This is a genomic window from Agarivorans sp. QJM3NY_25 (assembly GCF_050870875.2).
GTDB lineage: Bacteria > Pseudomonadota > Gammaproteobacteria > Enterobacterales > Celerinatantimonadaceae > Agarivorans.
On sequence record NZ_CP194041.2, the window covers coordinates 2,165,737 to 2,185,643 of the forward strand.

The 19,907-nt window shown below is 42.4% G+C and carries 13 protein-coding genes; 5 read left to right on the forward strand and 8 right to left on the reverse strand.

The genetic code is table 11. The features are described 5' to 3' along the window. Positions 1-217 precede the first annotated feature (217 nt). Positions 218-1,084, reverse strand: coding sequence for an acetyl-CoA carboxylase, carboxyltransferase subunit beta (gene accD, locus ACRRSW_RS10015; protein ID WP_432453367.1), 867 nt, complete (start codon positions 1,082-1,084; stop codon positions 218-220). A 62-nt stretch (positions 1,085-1,146) separates the two neighbouring features. On the opposite strand from accD, the gene ACRRSW_RS10020 reads away from it, so the two are divergent. Then, positions 1,147-2,091 carry a LysR family transcriptional regulator gene (locus ACRRSW_RS10020; protein ID WP_432459255.1) on the forward strand — a complete coding sequence of 315 codons (945 nt, stop codon included), beginning with the start codon at positions 1,147-1,149 and terminating at the stop codon, positions 2,089-2,091. 262 nt (positions 2,092-2,353) lie between these two features. On the opposite strand, the gene ACRRSW_RS10025 is transcribed toward ACRRSW_RS10020, so the two are convergent. The 6 genes from ACRRSW_RS10025 to leuC form a co-directional block, all read right to left on the reverse strand. Continuing rightward, positions 2,354-3,418 (reverse strand): hypothetical protein, encoded by a 1,065-nt coding sequence (locus tag ACRRSW_RS10025; protein ID WP_432459256.1) that lies wholly within the window; start codon positions 3,416-3,418, stop codon positions 2,354-2,356. Between the two features lie 411 nt (positions 3,419-3,829). Beyond that, positions 3,830-4,162 (reverse strand): DUF4365 domain-containing protein, encoded by a 333-nt coding sequence (locus ACRRSW_RS10030; protein ID WP_432461110.1) that lies wholly within the window; start codon positions 4,160-4,162, stop codon positions 3,830-3,832. A gap of 548 nt (positions 4,163-4,710) precedes the next feature. Next, positions 4,711-5,928, reverse strand: coding sequence for a DUF3644 domain-containing protein (locus ACRRSW_RS10035; protein WP_432459257.1), 1,218 nt, complete (start codon positions 5,926-5,928; stop codon positions 4,711-4,713). Between the two features lie 646 nt (positions 5,929-6,574). After that, positions 6,575-8,110, reverse strand: coding sequence for an alpha-isopropylmalate synthase regulatory domain-containing protein (locus tag ACRRSW_RS10040; RefSeq protein ID WP_432453365.1), 1,536 nt, complete (start codon positions 8,108-8,110; stop codon positions 6,575-6,577). 99 nt (positions 8,111-8,209) lie between these two features. After that, positions 8,210-8,827 carry a 3-isopropylmalate dehydratase small subunit gene (gene leuD / locus ACRRSW_RS10045; RefSeq protein ID WP_432456187.1) on the reverse strand — a complete coding sequence of 206 codons (618 nt, stop codon included), beginning with the start codon at positions 8,825-8,827 and terminating at the stop codon, positions 8,210-8,212. Positions 8,828-8,875: 48 nt separating this feature from the next. Further along, complete coding sequence (gene leuC, locus ACRRSW_RS10050; RefSeq protein ID WP_432453364.1) at positions 8,876-10,279, reverse strand: 3-isopropylmalate dehydratase large subunit; 1,404 nt, start codon at positions 10,277-10,279, stop codon at positions 8,876-8,878. A gap of 385 nt (positions 10,280-10,664) precedes the next feature. On the opposite strand from leuC, the gene ACRRSW_RS10055 reads away from it, so the two are divergent. Together ACRRSW_RS10055 and ACRRSW_RS10060 are read left to right on the forward strand one after the other, a co-directional pair. Continuing rightward, positions 10,665-12,803, forward strand: a complete 2,139-nt coding sequence (locus tag ACRRSW_RS10055) for an alpha-amylase (protein ID WP_432459258.1) — start codon at positions 10,665-10,667, stop codon at positions 12,801-12,803. A gap of 1,008 nt (positions 12,804-13,811) precedes the next feature. Then, on the forward strand, positions 13,812-15,791 hold the full coding sequence (locus ACRRSW_RS10060) for a HAMP domain-containing methyl-accepting chemotaxis protein (RefSeq protein ID WP_432459259.1): 1,980 nt from the start codon (positions 13,812-13,814) through the stop codon (positions 15,789-15,791). Positions 15,792-16,038: 247 nt separating this feature from the next. On the opposite strand, the gene ACRRSW_RS10065 is transcribed toward ACRRSW_RS10060, so the two are convergent. Continuing rightward, positions 16,039-16,923 (reverse strand): mechanosensitive ion channel family protein, encoded by an 885-nt coding sequence (locus tag ACRRSW_RS10065; protein ID WP_432459260.1) that lies wholly within the window; start codon positions 16,921-16,923, stop codon positions 16,039-16,041. Between the two features lie 163 nt (positions 16,924-17,086). Here ACRRSW_RS10065 and ACRRSW_RS10070 point away from each other — a divergent pair, with 163 nt between their 5' ends. Continuing rightward, entirely contained in the window at positions 17,087-17,926 is an 840-nt protein-coding gene (locus ACRRSW_RS10070) for a mechanosensitive ion channel family protein (protein ID WP_432459261.1), read from the forward strand. Between the two features lie 290 nt (positions 17,927-18,216). Further along, entirely contained in the window at positions 18,217-19,881 is a 1,665-nt protein-coding gene (gene glnS, locus ACRRSW_RS10075; protein WP_432459262.1) for a glutamine--tRNA ligase, read from the forward strand. The last annotated feature ends 26 nt before the right edge of the window (positions 19,882-19,907 follow it).

Genomic DNA, 19,907 nt, shown 5'->3' on the forward strand with positions numbered 1-19,907 from the left:
GTTGACGGTGACGCGCTTAGCATGGGGGCTGGAAGCGAGTTCAGCCCTCGCTTTTTGTGGGTGGTTTTGAGTTCTGTATTCATGTTTTTTAGTACTTGGGTATTTGACGCCAGTTTACCAGGGAGTGGCATAATAATTTGGACACTGATGGGGGACACGAGGATTTGAGAGGTTTTAATTCAGTGAACTCAATCTGTTTTGTTACCGCATTGACAAGCTATACATCCTGCTGAATCGTTGTATTTGTCATTTTAGCGATGAGTCCACCAACTCGTTTGCGCATCTCACGTCTATCCACAATCATATCTAGAGCACCATGCTCTAAGAGGAACTCACTCTGCTGAAAACTCTCGGGTAATTTTTCTCGAACGGTTTGCTCGATAACACGACGCCCCGCGAATCCGATCCTTGCTTTAGGCTCGCCAATGTTAATGTCACCCAACATAGCTAAGCTAGCTGAGACACCACCAAAAGTTTGATCTGTTAGTACCGATATGTAGGGGAGTTTAGCCATTGATAATTGATTCAAGGCAGCGCTGGTTTTGGCCATTTGCATCAGAGCCATTAGCGACTCTTGCATTCGAGCACCGCCACAAGCAGAAAAGCATACGAACCCACAATTTGCATCAATGGCAGCGTCAACTGCCTGAACGAAACGAGCCCCTACAACTGACCCCATCGACCCTGCCATAAATGAGAACTCGAATGCGCAGGTCACAACAGGTATCCCCATTAGTTTTCCTTTCATCACCACGAGCGCATCTTTTTCTCCGGTGCTTTTTTGAGCTAGAGCAAGGCGTTCCTTATATCGCTTCAGATCCTTAAAATTTAGCAAATCTTTCGGTTCATGTTCACTGCCAATTTCAGTTCGTTCCCCTTTATCCAGAAAACTTTCTATTCGTTGGCGTGCAGCCATCCGCATGTGGTGTTCACATTTTGGACACACCGCCAGATTCTTTTCAAGAGCTATACGGTATAAGATCTGATCACAAGAAGGGCATTTAGTCCATACTCCCTCAGGAATCGACGCTTTACGTGTACGAATGATGTTCTTCTTCTCTAGTAGCTTTTCTAGCCAACTCATGGGAAACCTTATTCAGATACCTTTAGTGAAGGGTATTGTATTAGCCTGTATTTGGTAATAAAGTGGCAATTATTGGTTTAATAATCCCACTTTATGGGACAAATGAGATGCTAGACAAGATTGAACAGCAGTGGTTAAAAAGCTTTCACTGTGTCTATGAGAACAATAGCTTTAAACGGGCTGCAGAATTTCTAGGTTTGCCGACATCAAATGTTAGTCGCCATATCGCTTTGCTGGAAGATCGACTGGATACACGACTATTTGACCGAACGACCCGCAGAATCGCTCCAACAGATGCGGGAGAACATCTTTATTTACGCACACAGCCATTGCTGGACAAGCTTAATGATGCTCTTGAGGAAGTGACTCAGCACTCTCATCAGGTTATGGGTCAGCTTAAAGTCTTAATGCCTGATTCGCCTGCTTTAGCCCAAGCATTGGTTTCTTTTTGTACCCAGCACCCCTCGGTTTCATTATGTTGTGATACCAGCATCAGTCCGAAAGAAGATTTGCTTGATGGATTCGACATCGTTCTAAGTTTTCATCGTGGGAAGCTAGAAGACAATAATTGGGTAGCGAAGGAGATTAAATGCTGGCCAAGTGCTGTAGTGGCATCCCCCAAAATCTTACAAAGCTTTCCTAGGCCTTTTCAGATTACCGATTTGAAACATGTTCCGTGTATCAGTAGCTTTACCGCGATAAATGGAACTCCGTGGATATTCAAAAACGCTAAAGGTGAGCTTATCACTCAAAAGGTACAGTCTTCCTTTAAAGTGAACAGCGGGCACCTTGCCAAAACAGGGGCAATATCTGGTTTAGGTTTTGCGATACTACCTATCGAATTTTGCCAGGCTGAGATATGTTCGGGCACTTTGGAGGTGGTAGAGATGGAGTATCAGCCTGATAATTTAGTGCTGTATGCTTTTTATTCTTCTAGAAAGCACTTGGCTAAAAAAATTCCGATGTTCATTGAGCATCTCAAATACCACGCAAATATAGTCAATTGAACCTAAAGTACCATCCTAAAGGCTAGGGTTAGAGCACGCTGACAATCCATTCGTATGTTCTTTTTCTAGCTTAGTATGGGGCAAAACGTGTTTTTTATGTCCTAGCCAGCTTGCTGGCGAATTGATGCACTCCGAAGAGGCCAGATGATCGCGACAATTAAATAGAGGAAAAGGCGTTAGTTGGCCCTATCGAAGCTAGTATCAACTGGGGCAGAAACGGGAGCAATCGAGATTGACGTATAAAGCGCACAACCCTTTCCATCTAGCGGCTTTCATCGAGTACTAGGGGTTCCTTCCCTGAAATGAACTCATCACGGTTCTTTATTTTGTGGGTATAACGAACTGCGAACATGTAAGGGTCTCCTCCCTGCTCACTGAAATACTTCTTAATTTCTGCAAGTTCCCACCTCTCTGGGTTTCGATCATCATCCCACACCAGTTCATCTAGCAACCAATGTTGTCCGTGACTGCTGATATTTGTAAGTAGCTTCTGACCAGAGACAAAGTCGCTGAGTTTATCTTTCTCAATACTGTAGGCTGACGTAAAGTTCTGAGTTTTATCACAAAAATATATTAGTGCTTTTGCATGTTGGCGAGAGCGCCAGTAATCCCACGGCAAACTGTCCCAGAGTTGATAAGTTATGATGTCTTGGCCATTTACTCTTTTCTCAAGTTTAAGGATAACGTGCACATAGCTATCACTATCACGTCCATCGCTCTCCTTTGCCATTTGTGCCAACTCATCTAGTTTTACACCAGACTCGGTAAGGAATAGCACATCTACTTTCCGTCCTGTTTTTAGCTTATGCCTTGTGATTTCAACAAGTATTGCTGTTAGGTTTTTATAGAACCTCCTAGAGCGATAAGGGTAATCTGACTTACCCTTTAACCAGCTTTCTTGTACACCAAAAATTGAGCAAATATGCTCAACTACAGGATCATCAAGCAGATCAATAATCTTGTTATTATCTCTTAGACCTGAACGAGAAATTGAACCTTCAGGCAAGAAATGCGGGATATCTGCCGTGGCCACACCATGAGCTTTAAATAGTTGAAAGAAACGCATAACCATCGTGTCAAAATCATCTGTTTGTGGCGAATTTGTCGTTACCATTACGCCCTTCATCGTGAGTGAAATGAAATCTTGTACGCTCACTCCTAAGTGATCAGCTTGAGTTGTAATCCAATGCCGCACGTCTGGTGGAAACCTAACTGATTGGGTCACTCGTTTCTCGTTAGGGTCACTAGGCGGGGGCTCCACAATAATAGGAGCACTTCCTCCCAATCTAGCTAGAATGTCAAAAAGGGATAACTTAACCTTCTTCATTTAAAACCTCTTATTACTATTGGATTCAATTTGAATCCAATAATCCCATGGGATTAATTAATGATCAAGTGTTTTTTGACAGGGAAAGACCCACTCTGAAATAAGCCCTTTGATTATGTTGCGCCAACAATAAACTAGACAATAAACTAGACACCCATTCTAAAAACAAAAACCTTTCACACTCTCGATAGCCAAGATTACGCTTTTAAATCCCATCATCTTCGCCGAGTAGCGCAAATGAACAAGAGAGCAAAGTTGAAGTTTGTTTGAGCGTAGTGTTTACTTCAACGCCCTTGAGAATAAGCAATGCAGGGTTTAAGAAGATGCAGGGCGAGCTTTCTTTTTGCTTAGCTAAGCTTTGCTCGTTGAAGCTTAATGACGTCGCCGTAGGTGAAAGCTTTTACCCCGTTGCTAACACAGAGCGGGGCAGCTATGAGATAGAAATAAACTAGACACCCATTCTAAAAATAAAAACCTTTGGTAACGAGGGCAAAGCACCCCGTCCCCTCTAAGGTCATTATAGTTTTTGATAGGAAGTACAAATTTTAAGTGTTCGTTATTTCCCGTGTTTTTAGATGTGCATTTTAATTGCACTTCAATTTGAGGGTTTCTTATACCAGAAGAGAGTCCTCTTCCTTGGAGTATTAGGTCGACACTATCATCATCAACATCGGGAATAGACGATCTAAAACCAAGCTGAGCAGCAACAGCTTTCACATATGCTCGGCTAAATAAACTAGACACCCATGCTAAAAACAAAAATTTTTCACACTCTCGATAGCCAAGATTACGCTTTTAAATCCCATCACCTTCGCCGAGTAGCGCAAATGAACAAGGGAGCAAAGTTGAAGTTTGTTTGAGCGTAGTGTTTACTTCAACGCCCTTGAGAATAAGCAACGCAGGGTTTAAGAAGATGCAGGGCGAGCTTTCTTTTTGCTTAGCTAAGCTTTTCTCGTTGAAGCTTAATGACGTCGCCGTAGGCGAAAGCTTTTACCCCGTTGCTAACACAGGGCGGGGCAGCGATGAGATAACTCATGGGTACAGAACGATTCATTCACGGCTAAAGAATAAACTAGACATCCATTCTAAAAACAATATCTAGAATCGAACGAACCCAGTTGTAACGTGAAATATTCCCAAGAGGAGGTTCGACCGGAAGATTCGCTAGTGACAATAGTTGGTAGATAGTTTCGAGTGACTGGAATGTATCGTTCAGGGCATTTGCCCTGTGATGGGCGTGCAGTACATCGCTCACGTTGGGAGGCTCACTATCAAACTTTATATCTGACATATCAGCGCTTGTTCCTAAGTTGGCTGCGCCTAAATTCCTTAGCGGATTCCAGCCATTTGGGTTGCTTTAAGTTGTATACAAACCATCTGATGAATTTTTCAGAATAACGAGGTCTTCCATCAATAACCCAACGCATATCGGACTTTGTCTGATTATTAATTTTGTGTTTATTCAGCACGGCCTGAAAAGCGCCACTCTTAATTGAAATGGTTGCTTGCCGTTTGTTTATTTCATCAAGAGCCTCGTTCATATGGTAGGGGTGAGTAGCATCTGGGTCCTTAGTCTTCGTGATGATAACAGCTCCTTCACCGACATCTCCAACACTAAGCGACAGATCACTTTCATCTTCCCGCTTAACGAGAGCAAGCCTGTAATCAATAGGAATTGAGAACTCTGTAGAATCAATTTTTTTCGATGTTTCGTCAAAACGTTGAATGAATTTAGCTACTGATTGAGCAGCATATTTACCATACAACTTTTGAATTAATGCTACTTCTGGAGCGGGGCCATCTACTACCAAACTCAGCATACCCACACTTTGTCCAGCAAGAGGTGCATTCCCCATTTCGTTCCTATAACGTGTTTGATAGTTCAGAACGGTTGCTTGAAAAAGTCGGGATAATTGTGGCTGTAACTCTGGTATCAGCAAATGGATGGCGTGGTCACGTAAATCAATAATCGTCTCTAAATTTATTCTGACGGGATCTTTTTCTTGCAGCCTCCGTTTAACCGCATCTGAAATGGATATACTTTTATCCCCATCGTAAAAGATTCTTTCATACCCTTCAGCCTTGAGGACCTCTGCTTTAAGTAGCAGCTCCCAAGCATTGACCATCATGATTGCAAAGGCTTCAACGCGATTTTTCATACTAGGTCGGTTATATACCTCCAGCGCCAAAGTGAAAGCATCGAGGCTCCGACTAACCAGTTTGTTGTGAAACTGCTCTTCAGGTGTTTTCTGCTTAACCTTTGCTGACTGACTCATTACCGCAAGGAATGCGTCATTTGATAAGGCGCTTATCCCTTCAATACGGTATTTGGTACGCGAACCAGCATGATAAACGTACTTATCAAGCAACTTCTCATTAATGTACTTGTTGATGGAGTTTTTACTATACGTGGTGCGTTGGGCTACCATCTCAGCGGTAAAGGTAGTGCCGTTGTCTTCATACTCCCTTAAAACATCAGCCAACGCGATCTGGTTATTATTCCTTGCCAATTAATTCACATCCTTCTGTAGGTTTTGATAGAAGTGTACTGGTCAACCCAAACTGGACTAAGTCAACAGGCAAGTACCTACCAAAGCTAGTTCAGTCATGCGATAAAATAAACTGATAAAATAAACTAGACACCCATTCTAAAAACAAAACTAACAATAACACCTTTTCGCGACACTTACCTATGCTAAAGCTCAAAAAACTAAGCAATTTAACGACATAAGTTTAATTGCGTGCTGAAAATAAAAATAAACTAGACACCCATTCTAAAAACAAAAACATTTCACACTCTCGATAGCTAAGATTACGCTTTTAAATCCCATCATCTTCGCCGAGTAGCGCAAATGAACAAGAGAGTAAGGTTGAAGTCTGTTTGAGCGTAGTGTTTACTTCAACGCCCTTGAGAATAAGCAACGCAGGGTTTAAGAAGATGCAGGGCGTGCTTAGCTAAGCTTTGCTCGTTGAAGCTTAATGACGTCGCCGTAGGCTAACCCAGAGCGGGGCAGCGATGAGATAGCCCATGGGTACAGAACTATTCATTTATGGCTAAAACGGTCAAGATTTAATCTATCGCGCAAGCTTTATTGTTTGCCGACAATAAGAGCCTTTGTGATTAAACGATAACGGCAAGCGATGCTTGCCGTTGATTTAGTTTGACTGACGTTGGTGTAAACGTACGTTCAGCATTCGCAAGGTTGCTTGAATACCCGCAAATACCTGGTTTGAGTTGATTCCGCGCGTATGGAACTGTTTGTTTTCATCGCGCCATTGAATCACACATTCGGTTAAAGCGTTGGCTTGACCGCCCGGTGGGATGCGTACTTCATAATCAAGCAGCTCAGGCATGCTCAACTTAGCTTCTGATAAAGGATAAGTTAAGGCCTTCATAAAGGCATCAAAGCCACCATTACCATGGCCAGAGCTTTTATAGATCTCATCTCCAATTCGCAGACGGATGTTGGCCGAAGACTCGAGATCTAAACCACTGGTAATTGAACAGTTAAGCAACTCAATGTGAGCAAAATCGTTACTCTCCATGATGTCTGCAATAATAAAGGGTAGGTCGTCGGGCGTAATGGTCGCCTTCTGGTCACCAAGTTGAACAATCTTTTGGAGTAGTTTCTTTTGATTTTCGGGAGACAGCTCGATCTCCATCGCTTCTAAATTCTTCACGATAGAAGCTTTGCCGGCCATCTTGCCCAGCGCATATTTTCGCTCGCGGCCAAAACGTTCGGGGCTTAATTCGGTAATATATAAGCCCCCTTTATGATCGCCATCGGCATGGATCCCAGCGGTTTGGGTAAACACATCGGCTCCTACAATAGGCGTATTGGCAGCTAAACGTTTACCGGAAAAGCTTTCAACTAATTTAGCAATATTGTGGATCTCTTTCTCATCAATATTAAGTTGAAAGCCGAGTTTATCTTTAAGGACCACTGAGACTTCTGCTAGTGATGCATTTCCTGCTCGTTCGCCTAAACAATTCATGGTGCAATGTAAGGCGGCAACACCTGCTTCGGCTGCAGCCATACTATTGGCGGTGGCCAGGCCATAGTCGTTGTGGGGGTGAAAATTAAATTTGATTTGTGGGAAGCGAGTAATCATCTCTGAGATACTGATATACACTTCTTTGGGTGCCATCACACCTAAGGTGTCTGGCAGCATGAAGTGCTCAATGTCTAGGTTGCTGAGCGCTTCTACCAATTGAAAAACATAGTCGGGGCTATCGGCGTAGCCATTTGACCAATCCTCTAAGTAAACATTTACCGATAAACCTTGGCTTTTGGCATAGTCTACGGTTTGTTTGATATCGATAATATGTTGTTCAAGGCTTTTACCTAACTGATTGGTACAGTGGTTTAAGCTGCCTTTGGTAAGCAAGTTGATGATTTTTGCACCTGAGTCTACGATCCAGTCGACACTCTTAGTGTGGTCAACAAAGCCCAGAATTTCGATTTGCTGTAAATAGCCAGTGGTTTTTGCCCAAGCGGTGAGTTGTTGTACCGCTGCCTTTTCGCCTTCTGAGACACGTGCCGAAGCGACTTCGATGCGGTCAACTTTTAGTGATTGGAGTAAGGCTTTGCCAATACTGACTTTTTCTTGTGGAAAATAAGATACACCTTGAGTTTGCTCGCCATCGCGTAGCGTGGTATCCATGAGTTGAATTGAGCGGTTTTGCTCCATAAAGCCGATCTCTCAGTAAAGAATTAGCTTAAAGAAGTAGGCGCAACCTGAGCTGCGCCTGCTAGATAACGATTGATGTACAAAACGGTACATCGTTGATTAGGCGTTAGGCCATAACCAAGGAAGTTGTTGTTTGTGTTTGGCTTCAAATTCAGAGATCTTGTCTTCGAATTTTAAAGTCCAGCCAATGTCGTCTAGACCTTTAGATAAAGTCTCTTTACGGAATGGGTCCACATCAAATGCTATTTCTTTACCGGCAGGGGTTTGAATGACTTGATTCTCTAAATCAATGGTAATTGAAATCCCAGGGGCCGCTTCGACTTCATCCATTAATGCTTGTAATGTTTCAGCATCAACGATGATTGGTAATATGCCATTTTTAAAGCAGTTGCTAAAGAAAATGTCAGCGTAGCTAGTTGAAATAATAGTATTAAAACCGTAATCGGCAATTGACCAAGGTGCGTGCTCACGTGAGCTACCACAACCAAAGTTATCCCCGGCGATTAGGATTTTTGAACCTTTAAACTCGGGTCGGTTTAATTCAAACTCTGGGTTGTCAGAGCCATCTTCTAGGTAGCGCCAATCGTGGAAAAGGTGAACGCCAAAACCGGTACGCTCCACTTTTTTCAAAAATTGCTTGGCAATGATTTGGTCTGTATCTACGTTGCTACGATTCATTACCGCAGCAACTGAGCTGTGTTTTTTATATGCTTGCATCATAAACTCCAAAAATTTCACTCACATTGATTAATCAACGTGTTTACATTATTTCCAAGTACGTAAATCGACGAACTTACCTTCAATGGCCGCTGCTGCTGCCATTGCGGGTGATACAAGGTGGGTTCTACCCCCTTTACCTTGTCGTCCTTCGAAGTTTCGGTTTGAAGTTGATGCGCAACGCTGTTCAGGTTGAAGATAATCACCATTCATCGCGAGACACATTGAGCAGCCTGGCTCACGCCATTCCCAGCCAGCTTCGATAAGCACTTTATCAATGCCTTCTTTTTCAGCTTGTTCTTTCACAGGGTAAGAACCTGGTACCGCAATCGCTTGCACACCTGATGCTACTTTTTTACCTTTAGATACAGCGGCAATGGCACGGAAGTCTTCGATACGGCCATTGGTGCATGAACCCACAAATACAACATCTACCGGAAAGTCGGTCATTTTCTTACCGGCTTCTAAACCCATGTAGCTAAGCGCACTTTTAGCCGCTAAAGATTTAATTGAATCTTCGATTTGAGTCGGATCTGGAATTGGTTGATCCACTGGTAGTACTTGCTCTGGTGAAGTACCCCAAGTCACTTGTGGCGCAATTTCTGCTGCGTTTAATTCTACTACAGCGTCGTACTCGGCACCTTCGTCGGTGGTCAATGACTGCCAATAGGCAACTGCTTGATCCCAGTATTCAGCTTTAGGAGCGAACTCTTTGCCCTTGAGGAAATCAAAGGTTTTTTGGTCTGGTGCAATCAAACCCGCTCGTGCTCCACCTTCAATGGCCATATTACAAACGGTCATGCGGCCTTCCATCGAAAGAGCTTCAATTGCAGAGCCTGCAAATTCGATGACGTAACCGGTGCCTCCGGCAGTACCAATTTTACCGATAATGGCCAACACAATGTCTTTGGCGGTGACAAACTCGGGTAACTCACCATCCACTTTCACCAGCATAGTTTTTGATTTGCCTTGTTGGATGGTCTGAGTTGCCATAATGTGTTCAACTTCAGAAGTACCAATACCGAAGGCGAGGGCGCCAAAGGCTCCGTGAGTTGCGGTGTGACTATCACCACAACAAACCACCATGCCGGGATGAACAAATCCGTGCTCTGGTACAACGATATGAATTACACCGTTGTTAGCATTGTTCATGTCGTACAGATTAATGCTGTTATCGGCACAGTTTTGCGCCATCACTTGAATTTGTTTCTTGCCAATCGGATCAGGGAGCGTTGCTCGGTCGGCTGCTTTGGTTGGAACACAGTGATCCATTGTTGCCAGAATGCTGTGGGGATTACGAACTGGGCGATTCGCGATGCGTAAACCTTCGAAGGCTTGCGGGCTTGTTACTTCGTGCATGAGGTGACGATCAACAAAAAGGATAGATGCGCTACCTTTAGGTTCGTGGACTACATGCGCGTCCCAGATCTTTTCGTACATTGTTTTTTTCATTGCTTCCTTTACACCCTGTCTGTTGCTCTCACTCGCGCTGTTTTTATTCTTTGTCAAGCTTTAAGCGACTACTAGTAAACTTAAACTGTCTATTTTTTCTGTCTGCAAATTATGCTCATTAGGTAAATTAGACGACCAAATCAGCATAATTAAGACTGTTCATCATAAAACAACATGCTAGGTGCAGCAAGGGGCTGCACCGAATCAATGCGTGATTATTCGCGAACTTGCTGTTTTGCCAAATGAAAGCGCTGTCAGTCATAAAATTAGCAAATAATCGTGCTTTGTTAGTGAAAACTTAACTAGCTTTTGTTTTCATCACTGTTATTGACGGAAAATAGGCCTTTGCAGCTTGTTTTTAGTGCTAAAACGCCAAGGAGTTTGGATGAAAGGTTTTAAATTAGGTCTAATCAGCGCTGCCTTAGTCATGTCCGCAGGTTCGGCGAACGTATCAGCGGCAATGATTAAAAGTCCCCTTTACTTGAATTACGCTGACAGTGGTGTGAATGCCGCACAACGTTTAAAGTTTTCAGGTAAAAGTCGCTATAAGATCACGCTACCGTTTGAAAAAGGCATTTACAAAATTCAAGTTTCAGACCAAGGGCAAAGTTGTGGACTTCGTTTTGGGCCAGAAGATGGTAGCAAGTTTGCTTTTTCTAAGCCTCTAGCGCTGAACGCATGCGCTAATGACCGTTATTTTGAGTTGAATATTCGCTTCGCGGGAAATTATGAACTGATTTTAGATAACTCACAAAGCGACAAACCAACGCTACAAGTGGCACGTAAGGCCAAGGCCTCAAGTTTTAAACGTAGCCCCCCTGCAGTTGACTGCATTCAGTGGGACGGGCAGCCAATTACGGTTGATGTAAGTTCTACTTTTAATAACGGTCAATTGGTGAAAGATTTTTATTCGGGCCAAACTCAGACGGTGATGAATGGTCAAGTGAGTATGCAGCCCGACCCCGCCAGCGGGGGACTGCTGTTATTAGAAGCTGCAGATGGCAAAGCCAGTGAGTTTTCTTGGGACAATGCTAGCGTTTATTTCATTATGACCGATCGTTTCAATAATGGGGATACGAGTAACGACTTTCCTTTTCATCGTAAAGCAGACGGCAAGCAAGAAGCCGGTACTTTTCAAGGTGGAGACTTTAGCGGCATCACTGCCAAACTGGATTACATCAAAGATCTTGGGATGAACGCAATTTGGGTCACTCCCATTGTTGAGCAAATTCATGGCTTTATTGGTGGAGGCGATCACGGTCGTTTTCCTTTTTATGGCTACCATGGTTATTGGGCCTTAGATTTTACCAAGATAGATCCGAACCTCGGCAGCGAACAAGATTTTGGACGTTTCGTTGATGAAGCTCATAAACGAGGTATTCGCGTGCTGGTTGATGTCGTTATGAATCATGTTGGCTACCCCACGCTGGATGATATGCAAACTATGGGCATTGATGCCTTAGCGCCCCATGCGCCAGTACCTAAGCAATGGACCGATTGGCAGCCAGATTTGAGCAAGGGCCAAAATTGGTATCGCTACACTAATTTTATTCGTTGGAGCTCTAGTGAATGGGTCGATAAATGGTGGGGCCCGGATTGGGTTCGTAGCGGTATGGCGGGTTATACGGCGCCAGGGGGGGATGATATCACGATGAACTTGTCAGGGCTGCCGGATTTAATCACCGAAGGAACCAAGTCGGTGAGTTTGCCACCATTTCTTAAACATAAAAAAGATACCAAAGCCGTCGAACGTGAAGGTTATACGGTGTCGGACTACTTGATTGAATGGCATACCAATTGGGTTCGTGACTATGGTGTTGATGGCTTTAGAGCGGATACAGTGAAGCATGTTGAGCCCGAGGTTTGGGGTAAACTCAAGCAAGCTGGAGTTGAAGCTTTGGCCGATTGGAAAGCCAAACACCCGGATAAAAAATTAGACGACAAACCCTTTTGGATGGTCGGTGAAGTTTGGCATCATGGGGCCTATAAAGATTTTTATTTTGATAATGGCATGGATAGTTTAATTAACTTCGAATATGGCGGTGGTAAAGCGGCGCTGAAAGGGGCGCAATGTCTTCCCCAAAACGAAGGTATCTATGCTAGTTACGCGAAAGAGATTAATCGAGACCCTAACTATAACTTGCTCACCTATATCAGTTCACATGATACCAAGTTGTTCTATTCCAATTATGAAGATTTAACGCTACAGGCTGGGGCCGGAACGGCCTTGATGATGATGCCCGGTGGTGTACAGCTTTACTATGGAGATGAGAGTGCCCGCCCACGAGGGCCTCAATCAGATGCCTTTGATGCGCCTACGCGCTCATTTATGAACTGGCAGCAAATTATTAAAGAAGCGGATCGACAAGCGTTACTGAAACACTGGCAAACGCTGGGGCAATTCAGGAAACGTCACGTAGCCATTGGTGCAGGAGAACACCATAAGATAAGTGATAAACCCTATGCATTTAGCCGCAGCAAGGGTAATGATAAGGTTGTAGTGGTGTTTGCGGGGCTTCAGTAGTCACTCTCACTTAGATTTGAAAAAAGGCGGCTCAATTGAGCCGCCTTTTTTATTTAAAATAACTCATTAATTGCGCAGCCATTGCTTGACTGGAAATGCGTATGCTAACGAGTTGTTGTTGGCGCTGGACTCGTTGTTACCTCTTAAAAAGATATCATGTCACCGTCGCAATCTCGTTTGTAAGAGGATGCGCTGCTTGCGATTACGACGAGCTTACTAAAATTATGATGCAGCTAAGCACGATGCTTGGGTTTAGCGAAGTCTATTGCTTGTCTTTCTTTCAGAAGGAGACTGGAGCGTTTACATGGAAGTCGAAAAGCCTGATAAATAGTTAAGGAGTATTTATTGTTGGCTATCATTCAATAAAGTTTGGATATCTTCAAATTTCAGTTTCTTCTTCTCGTTCGTCATAAGTGAACTTATATCAATTGTTTTGCTTATCCAGTCATTTTTTCCAGTTATTAATTCGTTTGAAAATGAAGATATGTTTTTTTTGGCAAGAGTTGATTATGCAAACTACGCTTTAGGTTTTACACCTACTAAGACAAGCGCTTGAATATTATTTGAATACGGATCGTTCAATAATTAAACAGGTGAAACATTGGTTTTATATCCGCACCGCTTTAAATGGAGTCAATATGTTTATATTTTTTAAAAATGTACTCGTGTCATCGCTCTGGTATTAACCACTGTATTTTGTATGAGTATGTTTGCTCGCTCTTAATGTCAGAGTGAAATTGTGAATATTTTCGCTCAAATTCCGCTTAAACATTACTCATTTTTTACTCTCAAAATCAGTGAGTTAACCGCGCATCTTTGAATAACGGATGACTATAGAGTTGTGCCGTTCGATGAATAAGCACTCATGCTTTTGTCCTGCTATTCATGTGCTGCTGGGGAAGTGCTACTTATTGTTAATTACGGTGTGGTGTTTCATTTAATGACCAAATGATTATTAAAAGGTTGTGAGTTTATTGCTCTATACGTCAATAAAAATGGAGTTATATCGTGTTTGGATTTTCAAAAAAATTATATTTAGGTTTTTCGGTGGTACTTATTCTTCTCTGTGTCGTGGGAAGCAGCGCTTATTTTGCCCTAATGAATGCGTCATCGGGATTTGAAGATTACCGATCTTTGGCTAGAGCCACTAATGCTGTCAGCCGTATTCAGGCCAATATGCTGATGGTGCGAATGAATGTGAAAGATTTTATTACGACCTCGTCCCAAAAAGATAAAGATGAGTTTGAATCGTATTGGCAGAAAACACAAAACTATATGAATGAGGCAAAAGGCATTATTTCTGACCCTAAACGTATTGGGGTTATTAAGGATATTGATGGTTTACTCAATGAATATAAAGCAGGTTTTTCACAGGTTGTTGTTCTTAAGGAACAAAGAAATGCACTGGTTAAAAATGTTTTAGATAGCAATGGTCCTTCAATTGAAAAGACACTGACTAAAATACTAATGTCAGCAGCAGCTGAAGAAGATATGCATGTTGCACATAAAACTGCATTAGCGACTCGCAGTTTATTATTGGCTCGATTATATGTTGTAAAATTTTTGATTTCTAATGAGCAATCTGATGTTGATCGAGTACATAAAGAGTTTTCTGATATAGATATGGAAATCAATGAGTTGGCTGATTATTTGCAGGGTCAAGTACAGATGGAACTGCTTAAGGATGCACAAAAAAGTATCAGCGAATATGAGACAGTTTTTGATGAGGTTGTTCAGGCAATAGCTGATCGTAATGTAATTATTAATGGCACACTAAATCGAATTGGTCCAGTGGTTGCAAAAATGACAGAAGATCTAAAACTGTCGATTAAGAAAGATCAAGACATCCTTGGTCCTCAATTGCAAGAAAGTAATCATAGTGCAGTCGTTATTATCGAGAGCATTGTGGCTGTTGCTTTAATATTTGGTATTGCTATTGCCTTCTTTATTACTCGTTCGACAATGAATAGTTTAGGCGGTGATCCGTTATTGGTCACAAATATTGTTAGGCGTGTTGCCGAGGGGGATTTAGCGGTTGATTTACCCAGTCATAATGAACTCGATACTAGCTTGTATGCTGGTGTACGTATCATGGTTAAAAGTTTGCAGGATAAAGCAGTTCTTGCTCAGAAAATAGCTGATGGGGACCTCTCTTCTAAGATTGTGTTAGCGTCTGATAAAGATGTATTAGGCCTTGCTTTGCAAGAAATGGTACAGAACTTAAATGATATTTTAAGTGAGATCCAAAGCTCGGGAGATCAAATTGCAGCTGGCAGTGCAGAGGTCTCGAGTGTAAGTCAGTCACTTGCACAGGGGGCTACAATACAAAAAGATAGCTTACAAACTATTTCTGTAGCATTAGAGCAGTTGTCAACACAAACAGGCTTAAACGCAAATGGCGCCAATGATGCTCGAAAATTAGCTGAGACGGCTCAGCAAGCGGTATCTGATGGACAGAATCATATGAAAGAGATGGTTGAAGCGATGAATGAGATTAAGGAAGCGGGTGAAAGTATCGCCGTGTTTATCCAAACTATTGATGGCATCGCAGAGCAAACAAATCTACTCGCTTTAAATGCAGCGATAGAAGCGGCACGAGCAGGAGAGCAAGGTAGAGGGTTCGCAGTTGTTGCCGATGAAGTGAGAGGGTTAGCTTCGAGAAGTACGCAAGCGGCATCAGAAACGGCTAAATTGATACAATTGTCATCAAATAAAACACTCAACGGTGTTGTGATTGCAGAAAAAACAGAGAAAGCACTGCTCGCTGTGTTTAGCGGTATTAACGAGACCACTGATTTGGTGGCGGGTATTGCTGCGGCCAGCAATGAACAAGCACTTGCGGTTGATGAAGTAACCCAATCAATTGCATCGGTTGGAGATGTTGTTGATCAAAATGCAGCAGCTTCGGTTGAAGGAGCCGCAGCAGCCGAAGAGTTAAGCGGTCAAAGTATTGCGATGAAAGAGGCATTGGCCCATTTCACCTTATAATAGATGATGGGAATAAAACGAATAGAATAAAATGGGTGCTCTTCTTAGTAGGTTTGAGAGCACTCATCATTCTGTGTTCGCTAATTTTGATTAGATGTTTAGGATATCATCCAGACGTCTATCAAAGTGAATTGCCAGTTGAGGCAATGTTATATTTCAATTCGGAATTGGCATTGTCTATTTACTGCAATTTAATATGCCTGCATAAAGAAGCTTAAGAACCTGCTTTAATCAGGTAACTCCGCTTTTATATGACATGATTATCGATACTTTTTTTACGATTTAATGTTAGCTCGCCATCGATGTGGATGTCTCGCTGTGGGAAAGCAATTACAATATTTTGTTCTGCAAATAGTTCATCGATCCGAAAGCGGATTTCACTGCTTACCTGTCTAAGTTGCCCTTCCATGTTGGCGTCCATCCAGAAGTACACGATAAACGCTAAAGCATTGTCACCAAAATCATTAAATATCACCGTTGGTGCGGGGGTCGTCAGCACTGAAGTTTGTTCTTTTACTGCTTGTTCTATCAGTTGAGCGACTTTTCGGCAAGGAGAGCCATAGGCTACGCCAATGCTAATTGAAGTGCGAGTTTTGTTGTCAATGAGAGTCCAATTAACCACGGTATTTTCAAGTAATTTACTATTCGGAATGAGCAAGTGGACGCCATCAGTGCGTCGGATCCGAGTGGAGCGGGTATTGATGGCCTCTACATTCCCTTTTACATTATCGACTTCCAAAAAATCACCAATTTTAATCGGTCTCTCCCACATTAATATCCAACCGCTTATAAAGTTATTGATGATATTCTGAGCACCAAAACCGACGCCAATTGCAACCGCACCAGAGAGAAAGGCAAAAGCAGTAATCGGGACATTGATCAAATCTAGAGTGGTGATCCCCATGACTAATATACCGAGTACATAGGTGATGCGAGTGACTAAATGAATTAAATCAGGGGCGACTTTTTGCCGAGTCATGCGATTTGTGAGTAGCTTTACAATGGTTCTAAGGGATAAATACCCAACGAATAACAAACAAGGAATGATGAGCAAGTCACCAGCACTAATTGCTTTGTCTTGAATGTGGAATATGGGTGTCTTCAGTAAGCTTGCTAAACTGTCAATGGTCACGGACTATCCTTGTGAAAAATTCGTAGCCGCGTCGGGACGGCCTTTGCCTGTATCGAGCAGCATCTATAAATCAAAGTTAACTTGTAATCAATTGTGTCTAGTTTAAATAAGATGCTAGAGTTGTGCGTTAATTTTTACTGCGTGAATGAGTCAGTATTGTGTTATGAACTATTTAAGTCAATTTGTCCAAAATAAACTAGTGCTAACCGTTGGGGTGATTCTTTTTACCTTCCTGGTCAAATTTGTTGCTGTTAAATTGATAGATAAACAGCAAAAAAATAATGGTAAGGACCATCGAGACCTGATTAGTAACGTTAAAAATTTTCTTATTTTCATATTAGTCTTATTGCTATTCAATTTATGGGCTGGCGAATTGCAAAAATTTGCATTTTCTTTAGCGGCATTTGCAGTTGCGATAGTGCTAGCAACCAAAGAGTTTATTCAATGCATCATTGGTTTTTTCTATCTGATGTCAACTCGTCCCTTTCGGGCGGGGGAGTGGATCCAAGTTGATAACACTGTAGGGGAAGTTTCCCAATTGGATTGGATAAAAACCACAGTATTGGAAATTAATATCAATACTTATCAATACACAGGTAAAACCCTGTTTATTCCCAATAATAAATTAATTACCAGCACAATCAAAAACTTAAACTTTATGAAGCGTTATGCGGTGCATCATTTTGTGCTGGTGCGAGATACCATGATTAACCCTTTTAGTTTTGTTGCTCAATTGGCTGAAAATGCTGAAAGCTACTGTAATGACTTTGAAGACGTCGCAGCTCGTTACAACCAGTCTATCGAGCGAAAAATGGGGGGCGCAATCGTTGGGCCGAAACCGCAATTGGAAGTTGGCACCACTGAACTTGGTTATATGAAAATAGAGTTTACAGTGTTTTGTCCGACCGAAAAGGCAATGGAAATAGAGCAACAACTAACTGCTGATTTCATGCGTTTATGTTTGGCTGAGCAACAAAAACTAGGAGAAGTTTTGGTTAAATAAGAGGCCGCTTTTATAAAGCCTATTGAGATAGCGGGTCTTACTATCGATTGAAAGCTCTTTGTTGGGCTTTTTGTCTATGTGTGGTCGAGCACATCATAAGGGATGTGTTTATGCAGGGGGCTCTGCGGAGTCAAAACACTCAAAACCGACACATAGCGGTAAATCGTCGCTTTTATTCGCGCTTTGCGATGATCTTTTCAACGCTTAGTTGATGGTCGCTTGTACTAAGTTAAAGAATCAGGGATTATACGGAATTATTTTGTATGAACTGTTTTTATAGGTAGGCTGGTATGAGTGAGGCGGAAAATCGCCCTAGCAATTTCATTCGTCATATTATTGATGAAGATCTTAAGTCAGGAAAACACACTAGCGTTCATACGCGTTTTCCTCCAGAGCCAAATGGCTATTTACACATCGGCCATGCGAAGTCGATCTGTTTAAATTTTGGAATTGCTCAGGATTACCATGGCGCGTGTAATCTACGTTTTGACGACACGAACCCAGAAAAAGAAGATATCGATTACGTTAACTCGATCCAGCAAGACGTTAAGTGGCTAGGATTCGACTGGGATGGCGAGGTTCGTTATTCATCAAATTACTTTGACCAGTTGTATGGCTATGCGCTAGAGCTGATTGAAAAAGGCTTGGCTTATGTTTGTTTCTTAAACGGGGATGAAGCTCGGGAATATCGTGGCACCTTGAACAAGCCAGGGAAGAACAGCCCATATCGTGATACTTCGGTTGAAGAAAATTTAAGTCTGTTCGAAAAAATGCGCGCTGGTGGATTTAAAGAAGGCGAGTGTTCATTGCGAGCCAAGATCGATATGAGTTCATCGTTCATGTGTATGCGAGATCCGATCATTTATCGAATTCGTTTTGCTCACCACCATCAAACGGCAGATAAATGGTGCATCTACCCGATGTACGATTTTACGCATTGTATTTCTGATGCTATCGAAGGCATCACTCATTCGCTATGTACCTTAGAATTTCAAGACAATCGTCGTTTATACGATTGGGTATTAGAGAATATTACGATTGATAGCATTCCACATCAGTATGAATTTTCACGTTTAAATCTCGAATATACCGTGATGTCTAAGCGCAAGCTAAATACCTTGGTGACAGACCATCATGTAAATGGTTGGAATGACCCTCGTATGTTAACTATTGCTGGCTTACGTCGCCGTGGTTATACCTCAGCTTCTATTGTCGAGTTCTGTAAACGGATTGGTGTCACTAAGATGGAAAACATGGTTGAGATGCCAATGTTGGAAGCTTGTATTCGTGAAGACCTCAATACCAATGCACCTCGAGCGATGGCAGTATTGGATCCGATTAAAGTGGTGATTGAAAATTACCCAGAAAATCAAACTGAGGATTTGCTTGCACCAATTCATCCAAGCGAAGATCGGGGAGAGCGAGTCGTTCCATTTAGTCGAGAACTATATATTGAAGCGGAAGATTTCCGCGAAGAAGCCAATAAGAAATTTAAACGTTTAGTCTTGGGTAAAGAAGTTCGCTTACGTAACGCTTATATGATCAAAGCAGAGCGTTGTGACAAAGACGCAGACGGCAAAGTGACCACTGTTTATTGTAGTTACGATGACACGACGTTAGGTAAAAATCCGGCTGATGGACGCAAGCCTAAAGGGGTGATCCATTGGGTTTCTGCAAAACATGCTAAACCGGCTGAGATCCGTCTTTATGATCGTTTATTCACGGTGCCAAATCCTGCTGCGGAAGAGGATTTCACCAAAGTACTAAATCCTGAGTCCTTGGTCGTTAAAAAGGCTTTTGTAGAACCGAGTTTAATTGATGCGGTTGCCGAACAAGCCTACCAATTTGAACGTCAAGGTTATTTTTGTGCTGATAATGTTGATTCCAGTCGCGAGCATTTAGTGTTTAATCGCACCGTGGGCTTGCGGGATACTTGGGCTAAAACCGGTGAGTAATGGCTTTTTGTCAGCTTACAACTCTC

Bases quoted from the DNA above. Each gene is read 5' to 3' on its own strand.
- leuC (WP_432453364.1), bottom strand. From the start codon at position 10,279: ATGAAAAAAACAATGTACGAAAAGATCTGGGACGCGCATGTAGTCCAC.
- ACRRSW_RS10055 (WP_432459258.1), top strand. From the start codon at position 10,665: ATGAAAGGTTTTAAATTAGGTCTAATCAGCGCTGCCTTAGTCATGTCC.
- ACRRSW_RS10070 (WP_432459261.1), top strand. From the start codon at position 17,087: ATGAACTATTTAAGTCAATTTGTCCAAAATAAACTAGTGCTAACCGTT.
- ACRRSW_RS10025 (WP_432459256.1), bottom strand. From the start codon at position 3,418: ATGAAGAAGGTTAAGTTATCCCTTTTTGACATTCTAGCTAGATTGGGA.
- glnS (WP_432459262.1), top strand. From the start codon at position 18,217: ATGAGTGAGGCGGAAAATCGCCCTAGCAATTTCATTCGTCATATTATT.
- leuD (WP_432456187.1), bottom strand. From the start codon at position 8,827: ATGCAAGCATATAAAAAACACAGCTCAGTTGCTGCGGTAATGAATCGT.
- ACRRSW_RS10040 (WP_432453365.1), bottom strand. From the start codon at position 8,110: ATGGAGCAAAACCGCTCAATTCAACTCATGGATACCACGCTACGCGAT.
- accD (WP_432453367.1), bottom strand. From the start codon at position 1,084: ATGAGTTGGCTAGAAAAGCTACTAGAGAAGAAGAACATCATTCGTACA.